Annotated in this window: 18 protein-coding genes; 12 read left to right on the top strand and 6 right to left on the bottom strand. The window is 68.3% G+C overall.

What is annotated here, in order from left to right; genetic code table 11:
- Nucleotides 1-14: 14 nt before the first annotated feature.
- From OG331_RS50675 to OG331_RS50650, 6 genes are all read right to left on the bottom strand, one after another.
- The gene (locus OG331_RS50675) at nt 15-1,142 is read right to left on the bottom strand and encodes a hypothetical protein (protein WP_406190935.1); all 1,128 of its coding nucleotides are present in this window, start codon (nt 1,140-1,142) and stop codon (nt 15-17) included.
- Complete coding sequence (locus tag OG331_RS50670) at nt 1,133-2,080, bottom strand: lactate/malate family dehydrogenase (protein ID WP_406190937.1); 948 nt, start codon at nt 2,078-2,080, stop codon at nt 1,133-1,135. The genes OG331_RS50675 and OG331_RS50670 overlap by 10 nt, the downstream gene beginning before the upstream one ends.
- Nucleotides 2,035-3,216 carry a phosphotransferase gene (locus tag OG331_RS50665; protein ID WP_406190940.1) on the bottom strand — a complete coding sequence of 394 codons (1,182 nt, stop codon included), beginning with the start codon at nt 3,214-3,216 and terminating at the stop codon, nt 2,035-2,037. The genes OG331_RS50670 and OG331_RS50665 overlap by 46 nt, the downstream gene beginning before the upstream one ends.
- A gap of 197 nt (nt 3,217-3,413) precedes the next feature.
- Nucleotides 3,414-4,076, bottom strand: coding sequence for a hypothetical protein (locus OG331_RS50660; RefSeq protein ID WP_406190943.1), 663 nt, complete (start codon nt 4,074-4,076; stop codon nt 3,414-3,416).
- Between the two features lie 56 nt (nt 4,077-4,132).
- Nucleotides 4,133-4,555: a DUF6415 family natural product biosynthesis protein gene (locus OG331_RS50655; protein ID WP_406190946.1), complete on the bottom strand. Its 423-nt coding sequence runs from the start codon at nt 4,553-4,555 to the stop codon at nt 4,133-4,135.
- Nucleotides 4,556-4,785: 230 nt separating this feature from the next.
- Entirely contained in the window at nt 4,786-5,232 is a 447-nt protein-coding gene (locus OG331_RS50650) for an ATP-binding protein (RefSeq protein WP_406190949.1), read from the bottom strand.
- Between the two features lie 243 nt (nt 5,233-5,475).
- Here OG331_RS50650 and OG331_RS50645 point away from each other — a divergent pair, with 243 nt between their 5' ends.
- The 12 genes from OG331_RS50645 (at nt 5,476) to OG331_RS50590 (ending at nt 15,574) form a co-directional block, all read left to right on the top strand.
- Nucleotides 5,476-6,762 carry an XRE family transcriptional regulator gene (locus OG331_RS50645; RefSeq protein WP_406190952.1) on the top strand — a complete coding sequence of 429 codons (1,287 nt, stop codon included), beginning with the start codon at nt 5,476-5,478 and terminating at the stop codon, nt 6,760-6,762.
- Nucleotides 6,759-7,298, top strand: coding sequence for a GNAT family N-acetyltransferase (locus tag OG331_RS50640; RefSeq protein ID WP_406190954.1), 540 nt, complete (start codon nt 6,759-6,761; stop codon nt 7,296-7,298). Before OG331_RS50645 ends, OG331_RS50640 begins: the two co-directional genes overlap by 4 nt.
- A 767-nt stretch (nt 7,299-8,065) precedes the next feature.
- Nucleotides 8,066-8,665: a hypothetical protein gene (locus OG331_RS50635; RefSeq protein ID WP_406190956.1), complete on the top strand. Its 600-nt coding sequence runs from the start codon at nt 8,066-8,068 to the stop codon at nt 8,663-8,665.
- Nucleotides 8,611-9,510 carry an ATP/GTP-binding protein gene (locus OG331_RS50630; RefSeq protein WP_406190958.1) on the top strand — a complete coding sequence of 300 codons (900 nt, stop codon included), beginning with the start codon at nt 8,611-8,613 and terminating at the stop codon, nt 9,508-9,510. The genes OG331_RS50635 and OG331_RS50630 overlap by 55 nt, the downstream gene beginning before the upstream one ends.
- Nucleotides 9,511-9,531: 21 nt before the next feature.
- A complete protein-coding gene (locus OG331_RS50625) occupies nt 9,532-10,233 on the top strand; it encodes an SAF domain-containing protein (RefSeq protein WP_406190960.1) in 702 nt (233 codons plus the stop codon).
- Nucleotides 10,233-11,042: a hypothetical protein gene (locus OG331_RS50620; RefSeq protein WP_406190962.1), complete on the top strand. Its 810-nt coding sequence runs from the start codon at nt 10,233-10,235 to the stop codon at nt 11,040-11,042. The genes OG331_RS50625 and OG331_RS50620 overlap by 1 nt, the downstream gene beginning before the upstream one ends.
- On the top strand, nt 11,032-12,540 hold the full coding sequence (locus OG331_RS50615; RefSeq protein ID WP_406190964.1) for a CpaF family protein: 1,509 nt from the start codon (nt 11,032-11,034) through the stop codon (nt 12,538-12,540). The genes OG331_RS50620 and OG331_RS50615 overlap by 11 nt, the downstream gene beginning before the upstream one ends.
- Nucleotides 12,537-13,493, top strand: coding sequence for a type II secretion system F family protein (locus tag OG331_RS50610; protein WP_406190966.1), 957 nt, complete (start codon nt 12,537-12,539; stop codon nt 13,491-13,493). The genes OG331_RS50615 and OG331_RS50610 overlap by 4 nt, the downstream gene beginning before the upstream one ends.
- Nucleotides 13,490-14,374 (top strand): type II secretion system F family protein, encoded by an 885-nt coding sequence (locus tag OG331_RS50605; RefSeq protein WP_406190968.1) that lies wholly within the window; start codon nt 13,490-13,492, stop codon nt 14,372-14,374. Before OG331_RS50610 ends, OG331_RS50605 begins: the two co-directional genes overlap by 4 nt.
- Before the next feature lie 41 nt (nt 14,375-14,415).
- Nucleotides 14,416-14,631, top strand: coding sequence for a hypothetical protein (locus tag OG331_RS50600; RefSeq protein WP_369275996.1), 216 nt, complete (start codon nt 14,416-14,418; stop codon nt 14,629-14,631).
- Nucleotides 14,631-15,059 carry a TadE family protein gene (locus OG331_RS50595; RefSeq protein WP_406190971.1) on the top strand — a complete coding sequence of 143 codons (429 nt, stop codon included), beginning with the start codon at nt 14,631-14,633 and terminating at the stop codon, nt 15,057-15,059. The genes OG331_RS50600 and OG331_RS50595 overlap by 1 nt, the downstream gene beginning before the upstream one ends.
- 56 nt (nt 15,060-15,115) lie before the next feature.
- Nucleotides 15,116-15,574 carry a TadE/TadG family type IV pilus assembly protein gene (locus OG331_RS50590; RefSeq protein ID WP_406190973.1) on the top strand — a complete coding sequence of 153 codons (459 nt, stop codon included), beginning with the start codon at nt 15,116-15,118 and terminating at the stop codon, nt 15,572-15,574.
- Nucleotide 15,575 lies beyond the last annotated feature (1 nt).

The following is a 15,575-nucleotide window of genomic DNA, read 5'->3' as shown; positions in this document are numbered from 1 at the left end:
GGGACGGGTGTGGGCTACGCCGTGAGGTCGTCGGCGGTCTTGGCCAGGAGAGCAGCGTTCGCCTCAGTGTCGTGGCTGAGCGTCAGCGACCGGTGCGGGAGACGGCCGAGGTGGTCGACGAGTGTGGACGCGGCCGGGGTGGTGGCCGGGGCCAGGTGGAAGATGTCGGGGTAGCGATCCTCAGTCGCACGTGTGAAGACGTCCGCCTCGGTCAGGGCGCGGCCGTCGTCGAGGAGCGTGGGGGATGAGTCGGGGTTCATGTGGGGGAACAGCAGCGCGGCCGCGGTGGCTTCTGTGGCCAGGGTGAGGCCGAGCCAGGTGGAGAGCTGGTCGGGGAAGAACTGCGGCTTGAGTTCCTTGCCGATGTCCTTCCACAGGGGCGCACGGCGGCCCTCCCGGAGGGCTTCGGTCACGCTCGGGTGCTGGGTGGGGTGGAGTAGCCCGCCGGCGAGCACCTTGTCGCGCACCTGGTCGTACAGGCCGGTCGCCTCGAGCAGGCCGAGACCGATTGCGGCGGCCGACGGCCAGGGCAGCACCCTGACCGTGCCGTCCGGCTCGGCGCGGGCGAACACGCGGTCGTTAGCAAGGAGCCCCCACCCTTGGCGGGCCAGCAGAAGAGCCGTGGTCGTCTTCCCGGCGCCCTTCTCGCCGAGGGTGAGCACGGTGCGGCCGTCCTTGACGGCGGCGGACGCGTGCAGGACGGTCCAGCCGTCGGCGAGGAGTTGGGCGCGTACGAGTTCGCGGGCGAGGCGGGCAGCTGCGACCGCCACGGGTTCGGGGTGTTCGCCGACGATAGCGAGACGCCCCCGGTCCGCCTGGTAGGCGAGGTGCTCGTCCGGTTGCACGGCGTAGGTGATGCCGTCCTGCCGTGAGACGAGCGTGCGGGCATTCGCGTAGTCGGTCTCCTCGAACCCGTAGTCGGTGACGAGGGTGCGGACGTCCTCCACCCGCCCGGGGTCGGTGTCGGCGAGGACCAGGCCTGCGCCGTTCTCGGCGATGCTGCCGCCTGAGTGGGCCTGAACGGTGATGGCGTTCCACCAGGGGCCGAAGTAGCGGCGGGACCAGTCGGCAACCTCCTGCCACTGGGAAGCGACCGTCACGGTGGCGGTATCGGCGGTGATGTGGGTAGCGGTCAGCGGCACGCGGATGCTCCTTCACGGTTGATCGTGCGGTAGGCGGCGCCCAACTTGGTGCGGGCGGCGATGAACTGGGTGGTTTCCCGCTCGTTCAGGGTCAGGGGGGTGACGGCGGGCTGGCCGGCGGTGATCTGCAACCGGATTCCGAGCCATACACCGCCACGGTTGACAGACAGGACGTCCGTGCCATCCTCTACGGCCAGGAGCTTGCGCAGGGCAGACACCACGGCAGCGGCCGGGCCGTTGCGTACGCGGCCGATCCCGGTGTTGATCCGGCGTGGCCGGTCGCGGAGCTCAGCCGTCACGAGGTCGAGGGGTACCGTGGCGGGCCGTCCGTTGATCGTGGTCGACGACGCGCAGATCACCGCGCTGTCGCCGTGCTCGCCGATCACGTAGCCCTCTACGGTGTCGACCGGAACGCGGTGATGATGGGCGAGGGCGAGCCGGTAGCGGACGGTGTCCGTGGCGGATCCGATCCCGTACACCTGGCGCGTGCGGGACAGCTCGGCGAAATAGCGGGCCAGCACGTCGACCGGATTGGTGACCATCACGACCACGCCCGGATAGCCGGTCAGGACCTCCGCCCACTCGGCGATGGTGGGGGCGTTCGCGGCGAGTCCGGCCATGCGCACATCCGCGGTGCGGGTGTTGGTGAACGTCGCGCGGGGGCAGACGACCAGCGCGTCGGCATCGCCCATATCGGCGCGTGTGGCGGTGAACGTGCGGGCGCCTCCGGTCAGTTGCCGGGCGTCTTCGAGGTCGGTCACCAGACCGCGCGCGGCCTCGGATGTGCGGGAGGTGACCAGCAGGCGGGTGCACCAGGGTTCGACGGCCAAAAGCGCGGCCGTTGTCTGGCCGACGGCGCCGGCGCCGATGACGCCGACCGTGTAGCCCCGGGTCATCGAGTGGCCGCCCGGGTCACGCAGGCCAGGGCAAGACGCCATGCCACCTCGGGCTCGGTCCCTGCGGCCAGGGTGGCGCTGACGGAGTCCAGGACCGTGCACAGAGCGCGGGTGGACTCGACGACCGCTAACGCATGCTCGGGCAGCGGCAGTGCGGACGGGGCCGCCAGGTACGTCGACAGGATGTTGACGCTGTCCATCAGCCAGGTGACCATCAACCGGCGCAGCCACATCCCGCGCTCAGCACGTCCGATGTGCCGGGCCTGAAGGTGGACGAAGGCATCGATGCCCTCCACCACCAGCACGGCGCCGTCGGGCGGCGGCGTTGCGATCACAGCGAGGAGCGCGCGGGAGGCGAGTTTCGCGGCGTCCTGGTGGTCGCCCCCGCGCGAAAGACCCGGGTCGATGAACACCGGCTGTTCGTCGGGGCCGTCCGGGAACAGGACGTGTTCGGGTTTGAGGTCCCCGTACACGACCAGGCGGGGGCCCGGCGCCGGAAGGAGGCGGAGTTTCAGCAGCCGGGACACCACGACACCGAGGACGGCCACTGCACCCCGGCGGGCCCGCTCGTCGAGCCGGTCGACGCCGAGTCGGGTCACGTAGGCGCGGCCGGAGATGCCGTTGAACTTCCGGCGGAACGTGGTGTCAATCCCGCGCTCTGCGATCGGTGTCGTGTCGGCCACCGACGCGACCATCGGGGACTGAAGCGCTGCGAGGCCGCGTAGGGCCCCGCTCATCAAGTCGGCGGTCCGGCCGGGGTCTTTGGTGATCAGGTCGAGCAGGCTCGGGCCGCTCACGGCCTCGGTGAACAGCACCCCGCTCCGGTAGCCGACGCACCTGCCGACCCGGATACCGGCGGCGTCCAGGGCGCGGAGCTGGGCGGCCTCCCGCGCCAACAGCGACGTCGGCGACGAGGCATAGGCGGACTGCGCCGCACGGACTTGGTCCCCACCCCCGGCGACACCACGCAGCACGGAGACCAGGGAGAGGCCAAGGACTGAGTCCTTGGCGAACAGCTCACGTCCGCCCAGGTGCACCCGGTAGACGAAGCCGGTGACCGAGGGGACGTGAGCGCCGAGCGTCACGGTCTCGCCGGGCCACTGCTCGGCCGCCACGCGGCGTATCCGGGCGGCGGCCAGTTCGAAGAGTGCTCCCGGTTCGGGCTGAACGTGCGGCATGTGGAGTCTCCTCAACGAGGGGAGCGGGACAGGGGAAACGGGAGGGCCGGCGGTCGGGCGGGAAGGGCAAATCACCGCCCGGCCGCCGGAGATCACCAGTCGGCGCCGCCATAGGCGAGCTGGATACTCGCCCCTGCGCCGGGTGTTGGGCCTTCCTGATGACTCGGGCGAAGCCTCAAGGGCCGTTGGGAAGGGGTCTACACAGCCGGCTCCAGCTCTTGCAGCAGCTCCTCCATGTCGAGGACGCGGAAGGAACTGAGCCGGCGGATGAGCTGCGAGGCCAAAAGGGTGGGGATGTTGGGATGGCCGAAGGGCAGGGGGTGGCCGGGACTCGCGACGACGTGCACCTCGCCCTGCGCGTTGACGCCATAGAGGGTGCCGTGGACGCCGTACAGGGGTGCGCTGCGGGCCAGAAGAACCATCGGGTTCTTCTCCAAGTGCGGGCAGAGCGCGGCAGCGGCGCGAGCGTGCTTGACGCATACCGGGGGCTGGTTGGTGTAGATCGTGGGCTGTTCCGGGTCTTCGTCCTCGGGCCCGGCGAGGAAGATGAAACCCAGCCGTGTCCGGGCCTGTTCTGCGCAGACCTGGCAGCGCAGGGACTGCATGGTGAGCATCTGCCGGTAGGGGTGCATGAACTTCCACTGCGGGACACCCGCCGGCTTGCCGCGGCCGTCCACGCGGTTGAATCCGCACCGCGCCCACAAGATGCCGCGCATAGGCCGGTCTCTGGGATCCTCGTCCCGGTAGTACAGCCGCGGGCCGGAAGAATGCCGCTGGATGATGAGGTTGGCTGGCGCCGCCTCCTCCCCCAGCCGCTGGGTGATGTAGGGGACCAGGCCGGGCTCGGCCGAGAGGCGCACGGGAAGCTTCGTCTCCCTGGGTCTTGGGCGTGGCGAGTACGGGAGCGGAGGAGTGATCACACCGTCTCCTTCAGGCACTTCGTAGCGACCAGGCGTTCCAGCAGCCCGTTGGTGATCCAGCCCATCCGGCGGAGGTGCCCCACGGCCCTGCAGTGGTCGCCCGGCACCTCCTCAGAGGGCAGCGTGCGTGCCTGCTCTATGAGCCGGGCTGTTGCGGCGTCCCGCTGTTCCTCCTCGGCGGCAACAGCGATAGTCACGAGCCGCACCAGGTGACCTCGGAGCCGTTCCGCAAGCTCGTCGACCTGCTGCTCGGCGGGTCCGACGTCGTCGAGCACAGTCGCCAGGTCGTCGAGTAGGGCCTCACCGTCAAAGACCTGCCACCTGCGCACCTTGCCCGCGAGCATCGTCAGTGCCTCGCCATCGAGCTGCGGTGCCCACCGCTCCAGAGGGTGATTCCAGCGCTGCACGACAGCAGTCACCACCCCCTCCCCTAGTAAGAGGAACCGACGCCTAGCACACCTGGGCGATCTCGCCGCTTGGCAGTCGGGCATGCAGGCACAGAACCGAAATGGCAGGTTCCGGTGGCGTACCTCGCTCCGCCGCCGGCCGATCACGCTCAGCGAACGCGCGCAGAGGGCACTCTCCATGGCCAACTGTTGGTGGGGGTGAAGGAGGGCTACATCTGGAAGGGGCAGGCGCGCGAGGGGCATCACGCACCGTCCTTGATGCGGAGTTCGGCCCAAACTTCTTTACCCCATGGGCCCGTTCCCGAGCTGTGCATGTCATAGCCCCAGCGGTCAGCAACTGCGTTGATGAGGAGCAATCCGCGGCCCGACTCGTCATCGTCATCGGTCCTGCTGAATGCCGGCAAGCGCGTCGGCGCCCGGTCCAGGACCCCGACACGGAGCCGTGTTGGACTCGGCAGCTCGACAATGAGGCGAATCTTGTGGCACGGGGTGTGCCTAGCGGCGTTCGCGATCAGCTCGGTGACGATCAGCAGGGCATGGTCAACAAGGCTGTCGAGGCGCCAAATACCGAGGACGTCCCGGAGGAGCTGGCGGCCGATCTCGGCCGTGGACGGCTCGCAGGGGAAGGTCTGGCTATAGGCGGGGCGACCGACGGAAGCGATGTGAATTTGCTTAGTGAGAGTCGTCATTGGGGTGGAGGCCTTCGTGTTGTCTCGGCGCCCGGCCCGCCCTCGCGGAGGAATCGCAGGGGCCGGCCAGGCCATCAACAGCCGCCCGCACTATGTGGCTTGGAGGGCGACCACCAACTAGACAACTCCCTTTGCAAGCAGAGTGATTAGGGCGATCAATGGCTTTCACGACGGAACGACCTAGGGCGATTTGACCTTCCGTTTACCTGGCGGGTGCGGGGTCACGGGAGCTACCGTGCGGACATGGACACCACGCGCAACACCGTTCTTGAGGCGTGGATGGACGAACACGGCTACAGCTCCAACAGCCTCGCTGACGCTGTGAACAGGGCGTTAGAGCAACTGACCGGAAGGACCGGCGGCCTCGACGGCTCATCGGTCCGGGACTGGAAAGCGGGCCGGGTCACGTGGCCAAAATCTGCTACCCGCAAGGCACTTGAGGACGTCAGCGGCCTGCCCGCCATCGCTCTAGGGTTCGTGCCACGGGGCCGGACTCCGTCCAACCCAGCGCCACCGCAGCAGGAGGACCCCGATATGAAGCGCCGCACTCTCGTCGGCGGGATCGCTGCGGCTGCCGCCGCGGCAGCTGCCGCTCCCGGCACCACATCCCCGCGTCGCATCGGCATGAGCGACGTCGACCGTCTGCAGAAGCGCTTCGCCGAGATCATCGCCAGCGACCACCGCCATGGCGGCCAACTCGGCATCGAGGAGCGGGCCGCCGCGCTCGCCGACGAGGCCCTGAACCTCCAAAACGCCGGTAGCGCCAGCCAGCGGGTACGCAGCAACCTCTACGCCTCCGCAGCGGCGTTTCGATCCTCGGCGATGTGGGCCGCCATCGACGGCCGGCGCTACGACGTCGCCAAGGCCCACATGCGCGAGGCCCAGACCCTCGCCGAGATGTCCGGCGACCAGGCGATCAAGTTCCGCATCTGGAGTCACGCGGGCACCATGTACCGGCACATGGGCCGTCCCGCCGACGCGTTCGCCGCCAACGACGTCGCCCGCAACCTGCACCTCCCCCGCCGTGACCCCCTGTTCGCCTCCCTCGGCCTGGCCCGACAGGCTGCCATCCACGGGGCGGCACAGGACCGCACTGGCACCCGCCGTGCCTTCGAGCAGGCGCAGGACGCCATGCTGCGCGCAGACCCTGCCGACTATCGGCCGGTGTGGATGCTCGCCTTCTACGACCAGGCCGAACTGGACTCCCTGGCGCTCTCTGCACACTTGGCGCTCGGCGACTACTCGACCGCCGAGTACCACGCCCACCGCTGCCTGTCCGCTCTCCGGCCTCACATGATCCGGTCCCGAGCCATCACCACGACCCGGCTCGCACACGCCCAGCTCGCCCAGGGCGCCCCTGAAGCCGCCACGGCCACAGCAATGAAGGTCCCCGCCGACGCTGCCACCCAGCACGCCCGGGTAACGCGCATGCTGCAGGAGTTTGGAGCCGCGCTGCGCGCCACAGCGCCGGGCAGCGCCAGCGTGCATACCTGGACCGAGCACGCCGCCACCTGGAGGATGGCTGCATGACCACGGCCCCCGCTATTGAACTGCGCACATTCACCACCCTCGACACCGCCCGCGGCGACCTCCTCGACGCGTACGCCGACGTGCGCGCCCCGCTGCTCCACCTGCCGAACTACGCGGTCACCGCGTTCGGCGAGCGCCTAGACCGGCACGGCGCCGAACCGGGGTTCACGGCCGTCCTCGCATACGCGGAGGGGCATCCGGTTGGCTACGCCTACGGCAACACCATCGAACACGGCGACCGCTACTGGCAGCGCACCAGCCCGACGCCGGCAGAGACGTACACCGAGCGCCCGGCCGTGGCCCTGAAGGAGATCGGCGTCCGGCCGACCTGGCGGAAGACTGGCACGTCCCGCCGTATCCATGACGCCCTCCTTGCCACACGCGACGAGCCGTACGTCACGCTCATGGTCAACCCGGCTGCTGGGGACGGAAAGGTTCACGCGCTCTACAGATCATGGGGCTACGAGGATATCGGACAGAGCCAGCCGTCACCGGCTTCGCCCGTACTCACCGTGATGATCCGAGCCAGCCACTAATTGGCGCGCAGACTTCGCCTTGGCACGCAACGGACAAGGTCTCCGATTGGTGGACCTGGTACGTCCTCGACGCAGTGCAAACCTGCTCCTAAAGGGCCGTCCCGGTACCGTGTGCGATGCCACGGCCGCGATGTACGGCGCTACCCAGGCGCAGCGGGAAACAACGATCGTCGACCTGGTGGAACGAAGCGTCACAGCGGAGGCCTTACGGGAGCTCGGGGAGCGCGGACCCTCAGCAACCAGAACTTCGTCGACGGATTGACCTTGTCCGGTGAGGAAGTGACCAACATGGCTTCCTCGTCGAGCAGGCTGTTTTCCTCGTCTACGTCCAGCCCGAACGACGTGCCGTACTGCGCCAGGCGCGCAATACGGCAGCACGGCGCCAGGCTGTCCGCCCGGACAGCGGAGCGCCTGAATTTGGTCCGCCGTCAGTTCCCAGCACTACGCGAAACGCTAGATGGCGACGTGATCATCCTCTGGCTGCACATGGCACTGTAAGCCAACAGGAACAGGACGCTCGCCCTCGTTCACTGAAGGAATCAGCGAACGTAGGGGACTACAAGTCGACATCCAGTTGCGAATGCGACCACGTATGTCACAAGTTGTGCGAGTCGACCCAAATATTAGGCTGGGAAGTTGGCTGGCGTCTACGTAATGTCCCGGTCACGTAAACGCATAACCGCAGCTCGAACGGGACGCAGCTATGCACTGCTGTACACGGCATCTCGGGTAGCGGTCTGCCACATCGCGTCGTACGGGGAGACTACGTGACACAAGCACAACGCCGTGGGGCGGGATTCACCACCGTTCGCTTCCACAGGAATGCAACCGCCTTGTTCCTTGCGGGCAGCCTGATGGGGCTAGCCGGCTGCAGCGACAGCGACCCAAAGGCGTCGCCATCTGCACCGAGCCAGAGGCCTACCGCAACCCCGACTGCGTCCCCCAATTCCACGGCTGATGCTGAGGAGGCCGCGGTCCTCGCCGCGTACACCCAGTCCTGGAAAGCCCAGGCTGAGGCCTACGCCAAGGCGTCCTCTGCAGGCACCGGCTTGAGAAAGACCACCACTCTTCGGGCCTTGGGCCTCATCGAGAAGGACCTGACGACCATGCGTAAGGCCGGGCAGGTGACGACCGGAAAGCCCGCGATTCACCCCCGAGACCCCAAGGTCACCGATGGTGACATTCCCAAGGCCACCCTCACCGACTGCGTCGACACCACGAACTGGACTCTGATCGACAAGGCCTCGAAGAAGAAGGTCCCGCTGCCGTCGACGCGGCTCGTCAAATACATCAGCACCGCAAAGCTGGAGAAGTGGGGGGCAAAGTGGATGGTCACCGAGTTGACCGCTCAAGCGCAGTCCTGCTGATACGGCGCCTTGCGCTACTCAGTTCCGTATTCGTCCTGGCCGCCTCTGGCGCCGCCCAGGCCGGTGAGGACCCCGATGTCGGGGCGGGTCAGTGCCAGGTCATTAAGTTCTGCGTCGATGTCTCCGTCGGTGGCGAGCCGGGTGGGAAGGACACGCAGACGGGCTCGGGGAACGGGAGTGGGGGCAGCGACAGCGGGTTGAAGTGCGGGTATACCAAGATCGACCCTGAGCCACCAGCTAGCGCGGTCGAGCTCTGGAAGGGCGCCGACCCGAAGAAGAGCGATCTGTACTTTTACTCCTGTTCGGACGGTGGCCAGGACAACCCCGACGGGTTCATTTCCGTGCCGAACGGTCAGCCCCCTCAGCAGGAGGCCAATCCGCAGGAGTTGGCGGAGCGTGCGGTCGACTCCATGACGATGCTTGGCCCAGATGTCGCGAGCCCGAAGGCGGCCGGGCGGTACACCGTGGGTGTCCCGGTGTGGATGTGGGTCAACCAGAGCGCCACGACCTATGGCCCCAACACCGCCTCTGCCTCGGCGGGCGGAGTGACCGTCACCGCGACCGCGAGGGTCTCGAAGATCGTGTGGCAGATGGGTGACGGTGTCAGCGTGACCTGCAACGGCCCCGGTACCCCCTACCAGGTGTCAGAGAGCATGGCCGAATCGCCGACCTGCGGGCACGTTTACGCAAAGACTTCAGATGGTGCCCCAGGCGCCAAGTTCCCGGTCACGGCTACCTCGACGTGGACGATCGACTGGCAGGGCAGCGGAGCGGCCGGTCAGCTCACCGAGATCCGGCAAACCAACGTGCAGGTGGCGATCGGCGAGCTGCAGGTCGTCAGGTAAAGCCGCCGGAAGGGCAGAACGTTGAGCAAGACACAAGAACGCACGGCCACCGCGACGAGCATGCCGCCGCAGGCTCAGGTTGCCGGCCCGGTGACGCCCCCACGTGTGTCAGCGCGCCGGCGCCGTCCGGGCGTGATCGCCTTATCGCTGGCGCTGATCGCTGCTGGCGGCGCTGGGGTTGCGGTTCTGCTGCTGAAGGTCGGCCACAGAACCGAGGTGGTGACCGTGGTCCGCGACGTTCAAGTCGGTCAGGTGCTCACCGAGCAGGACCTGGGCGCGGCCTCCGTCGCGCTGGATCCGGCATTGAAGGCGGTTGAGGCCGGCGACCGGTATTCGGTGGTCGGCAAGCGGGCGGCGGTCGAACTCAAGTCCGGCTCGCTGCTCACTCCGTCCCAGGTGACCAAGGACAGCCTGGTCAAGACGGGTGAGCAACTGGTGCCGATCGGTCTGAAGCCGGAACAGGTACCGGCCACGGCTCTTGTGCCGGGGCAGAAGGTGCAGCTGGTTCGCGTTCCTGCCCAGGGCGCATCGAGCGCGGACACCGAGACGGACAAGTCCCCCAAGACGATCGCAGGGCGGGTGGTGAAGGCGTCGAAGGCAGCTCCCGGAACTGGCGTGGTGGTGGTCGACGTCGCGACCTCCGCTAGCGATGGCCCGGCTGCCGCGGCGTGGGTGTCGGCTGGCACGTTGCGTCTGGTTCTCGACGCTCCGGACGGCAGCTGATGAGTGTGATCGCCCTGGCTGGCTGCAGTGGCGCGCCGGGGGTGACTACCACGGCTCTGGCGCTGCTGCTGAATTGGCCGCTGCAGCCGGGCCGGAAGATGATTCTCGCCGAGTGTGACCCCGACGGCGGTGCCGTGCTGCACGGCTTGCTGCAGGGCACCCTCGGTGACCGCTATGGACTGCGGAACCTTTCCGTCGCCGCCAGGACAGGTGAGTTCAGCGACGCGTTCTGGCGGCAGCTGATTGACCTGAGCGGTGAGGACGGTACGAAGGCGTCACCACTTGACCGGCTGCTGCTGCCTGGGATCACGGATCCTGCGCAGGCGGCGAGCCTGAGCCCGGTCTGGAAGGCGCTCGCGACGATGTTCCGGGGCATAGATGCGCAGACCGACCACGATGTGCTGATCGACCTCGGCCGTTCGGGGGCGGTCGGCCCTTCCGGTGTTCTGGCCGAGCAGGCTGACCTCGTCGTGGTAGTGGTCCGCAACACGCTGCGCGGGCTACAGGCCGCGCAGTCGCGGGTGGGCGCGTTGGAGGAACGTATCGGCGATGTCGGGCTCTTGGTGATCGATGAGGGGTCCTACCCGGCCGGTGAGGTGCAGCGAGTGCTGCAGGTGCCGGTGGTAGCGACCCTGCCGTACGCGCAGGAGGACGCGCGGGTGCTGTCCGACGGCGCCGAGCAGCCTCGGCGTTTCGCCAGGTCGCCGCTGATGAAGGCGGCCCGCACGGGCAGCACGGTGCTGGTCCAGCGCGCTGCGCTGCGCCGTGCCCGCCTCGCCCCGGGTGTGGAGGTGAGCCATGCGCGGTAGACCTCTGCACCCCGACCCCAGCGTGAACCCGTTGCCGGGCCACCCTCTGGAGCAGCCGCAACAGGCGAACGGGGCGCCGGCCGGGGCGGCTGCGAGCGTCGAGGCTTTCGGGACGGCAGTGCCCCAGGTCACTGTCGACTACAAGGTTGCCCGGCACATCGCTGGCCAGGTCGCCCGGCAGCGCGAGGAGCTGCTGAAGGCCAGCCCGGATGTGGACCGGGCTACCGAAGAGCAGCAGTGCCTGCACTGGATCAACGAAGCGGTTGCACTGTGGTCGGACGCTCAGGGCGTCGAGCGCGGTGTGAGCCCCACGCCGCACGAGGATGACGGGCTGCGGCGTGCCGTGTACGACCTGCTGTACCGGGCTGGCAGGTTGCAGCCGTACCTGGACGATGAGCGGGTCGAGGACATCATCATCCAGGGACCGCACGAGGTGTGGCTCGACTATGGGGACGGCCAGCGGCGCATGGTCGGCCCGATCGCGGACTCTGAGGAAGAACTGCTGGAGCTGCTGCGGGAGTTGGCACGGGACTCCGGGCTCAGTGAGCGCACGATCTCCACGGCGAACCCGACGCTCGCCCTGTCCCTGCAGGATGGCTCCCGTCTGCAGGCCATCACCGGGCTGGGTCCGATGACCTATGCGGTCATCCGCCGACACCGGGTCTCCCACGCCGACCTGGACGAGTTGGTCCGGCTGGGCACGATCGACGAGGTCCTGCGGGAGTTCCTCGGCGCGTGCGTGCGCGCAGAGAAGAACATCATGATCGCGGGGAAGCAGAAAGCTGGAAAGACGACGCTGCTGCGAGCGATGCTCAAGGAATTCGACCCGGAGTGCCGGTTCGCCACCATCCAGACCGAGGACGAGCTTTTCGCGCACACCAACGGCTACCACCGCCAGGTCGTCTCCCTGGTGGGCCGCGAGTCCAACGGTGAGAAGGACGTCACCGGTCGCGGCGCCGGAGAGGTCACGCTGCTGGATCTGATGCATCCCGCACTGCGGATGTCGCTGGAGCGGATCGTGGTCGGCGAGGTCCGCGGCCCCGAAGTCGTCGCCATGATGCAGGCGCTGACGAATGGCTCGGGCGGCAACCTGTGCACCATCCACGCGCGTCGCCCGGACATCATCTTCGACCGGATCGCCGAGCTGTATGCGCTCGCCCAGGAGAATCTGTCCGAGCAGCTCGCGTACCGTCAGACCGCCAACGGCCTGGACTTCATCGTCTACGTCGACATGACGGACGAGACGCAGATCGGTGGCCGCCGCCACCGCTACGTCTCCCACGTCCTGGAGCTCACCGGGATCGGCGAGTCCGGCCGCCCCGCCACCAACGAAGTCTTCTCCCCCAGCACCGAGTTCGGTGAGCTGCGAGCAGTGCCTCGGATGGATCCGGGCTGCATCGACGATCTACGCAGGGTCGGCTTCGACTCCGCGCTGCTGCAGCAGCCCTATGGGGCCTGGACTGCGCCACTGCCCCTGAAAGTGGGGGTGAACCGGTGACCTTGCTTCTGGGCCTTCTGTCCGGCATGGCCATGGTCGGCGGACTGATCGGCGTCATCGTCGGGCTGGTCGGGACCACGGCGCCCCGCAGAGCTCCACTGCGGCAGCGGTGGCAGGCGTTATGCACAGGCCGGGACCAGGCCGAGGGCGTCATGCTGCGGCGGCGGGCGCTGGCTATCTCGGCACTCGTGGTCTTCCTCGCCGTGTGGCTGGTCTCGGGGAACTTCGTGGCCGGGGCACTGCTCGGCGCCGCGGTCGTCGGGGTGCCCTGGCTGGTCGCCCCGGCGCGTCTCGCGCAGGAGTGGATCGGTCAGCTGGAGGCGTTGAGTGAGTGGACGCAGCGCCTGGCCGGTCTACTGCGGCTGGGCATGGGCCTGGAACAGGCAATGATCACCAGTCGGAACGGGGCGCCGGACGCGCTCGCGCCCCAGATCGCTGGCCTGTCCGACCGGTTGCGGTTGGGCTGGCGGCCCGAGAAGGCCCTGCGGGCCTTCGCCGCCGAGCTGGATGACGTCACGGCGGACAAGGTGACGGCCGCTTTGATCCTGTCGGCGGGCGACCGCGGCCCGGGTCTGGCCCAGGCGCTGGAGGACCTGGCCGGCACGGTCCGTGAGGAAGTTGCACGCAAGCGGTCCATCGAGGCGGATCGCGCCAAGCCGCGTACCACCGTGCGGTGGATGACCTTCATCACCCTGGGTGTGATCGTCGGCGGATTCTTCGTCCCGTCCTACACCCGCCCTTACGGCACGCTGCTGGGCCAGCTGGTGCTCGCCTTCCTGACGGCAGGGTTCGTCGGCGTGCTGGCGATGATGCGGCAGTTGGGCAACTTCCGCCGTATCCCGCGCTTCCTGATCGCGGACACGCGCAGCAGCGTGCGGCTCCCCGCTCCGGTTCCCGCGGCCGGGCAGGACACGGCCGCGGTAGAGCGTGAGCTGGAAGGAGCCCGGTCGTGAATCTGATTCCTGCGCTCCTCACAGGCGGCACTGTCGGGGGCGGCGTCGCACTCCTGGTGCGTGAACTGCTGCGTCCCCAGCCCGCGTTGGCGGCAGCGCTCGCACGTAGCGCGCCGGCCAGTCTGAGCATGCCGGAGCCGGAACTCGACCGTGAGGAACGGTGGGGCAGGTGGCTGCTGGCCCGCATCGAGCGCATGCCCGGTGTGCGGCCCCCCACCAAAAATCTCGCCCTGCTCGGTCAGGGGCCGGGCCAGTTCATGCTGAAGAAGACCGCGCTGGCCGCGCTCGGCCTGCTGTGCCCGGTGCTGGTGACCATCCCGTGGATCATCGCCGGTGTCTCGCTGCCGTTCTACGTACCCGCCGTGGTGGGCTTCGCCATCGCCGGTCTGCTGTTCGTCACCCCTGACCTCGCCGTACGCGACCAGGCCAAGCGGGCGCGGGAGGAGTTCGCGCACGCCCTGTCCGCCTACATGGACCTGGTCGCGTTGAAGCGGGCCGCGGACGCCGGTCCAACGGAAGCGCTGGAAAAGGCCGCTGCGGTCGGCCGCGGCTGGCCTTTTCTGTATTTGCAGGGCGCGTTGCGCCGGGCCCGGCTGGAGAAGATCCCTCCCTATCAGGCTCTGACGGAACTCGCCGATACCTACGACCTGCCGGGCCTGGACGACGTCGCTGACATCATGCGCGGCTCGGCCACCGACGGCGCCGCCGTCTACAAGGCGCTACGGGCCCGCACCGCAGCGCTCAATGCCGAGCTGTTGTCCGATCAGGCCACCGAGGCAAACGCCGCCAGCCAAAAGATGACCGCGCCCGGAGCTCTGCTCGCCGTGCTCGTGATGCTCCTGATGGCGTTCCCCGCGGTGATCCGCATGCTCACCGTCTAAGACCGCCCGACACCGTTCAACGCATCTGAGAGGTAAGGACCATGAGGTACACCGCAGCCCGCACCCGCCGTGCTGTCTTCTGGCTGACCACGCGGTGGCGGGAACGCATGGAGGAGGCAACCCGCCGGCCGGACCGCGGCGACATCAGCCTCACCACCGTGATCATCTGGGTGGCCGCTGTCACCGGTGCTCTGGTGATCGCCGGAACTATCGCCGCGGTGATCGCCAGGTACAACGGGACCCTGAACGGCATCTGATGCTGGGCGGCGAGCAGCTTCAGACCTGGTGGCGCGGCCGGCGATGGAGTGACGACCGCGGAGACGCCTCCATCCAGATGGCGATCATCTTCCCGTTCGTTCTGCTGGCCACCATCGCCGTCATTCAGGTGTCCATGTGGTACTACGCGCGGTCAATCGCCCTGACCGCCGCCCGCGAAGGCCTGGCTGAGGCCCGCGCCTACCAGGCCTCCCCCGCCGACGGCACAGCCAAAGCACAGGATGTACTTCAGCGTTCGGCGGGCGACAGCCTGCTCAACTACAGCGTCTCCAGCGCCGGCAGCACCGCCGAGCGGGTGCGGCTGACGGTGACGGGCACGGCCCAGTCGATGATCCCGGGTGTGGCCGGTCTGCAGGTCAGTCAGTCGGCAGCCGGTGCCGTGGAGCGCTGGACGCTCCCAGGGGGGTGAATCCGTTGAGCAGCAGGGCTCGTTGGGCTCGCCGGGCGCGCAGCGATGACGGCAGTGTGGCGATCGAGGCCGCCATCATCGTCCCGCCGCTGATCATGTTCCTGTGTATGGCGATCGCGGGCGGCCGGCTCGTCATGTCCGGAGCGAAGATCGATGCCGCAGCTGAGGACGCCGCCCGTGAGGCGTCCATCCACCGCACGGTCGCCTCCGCCCAGGATGCCGCCCGCGCGGCAGCGACTGAGTCGCTGGACGACCAGGGCATCAGGTGCGCGAGCGCCGACGTCACCATCAACACGAGCGGGCTGAACGTTGCCGTGGGCCAGATGGGCACCGTCACCGTGACCGTGCACTGCACGGTCAGCCTGTCGGACCTGCTGCTGCCGGGTGTGCCGGGAGCTCGCACGCTCACATCGTCAGCGACCTCGGTCGTGGATCAGTACCGGCAGAGAGCTCTCGGGTTCGCGAATCCTGAAGTGCCGTGGACCGCGAACCGAAGCGCAGGTGCTGCGCAGTGAG

Source organism: Streptomyces sp. NBC_01017 (assembly GCF_045162795.1).
In the GTDB taxonomy this organism is placed as follows: Bacteria; Actinomycetota; Actinomycetes; order Streptomycetales; family Streptomycetaceae; genus Streptomyces; species Streptomyces machairae.
This window is presented reverse-complemented; position numbering and strand designations above follow the sequence as displayed.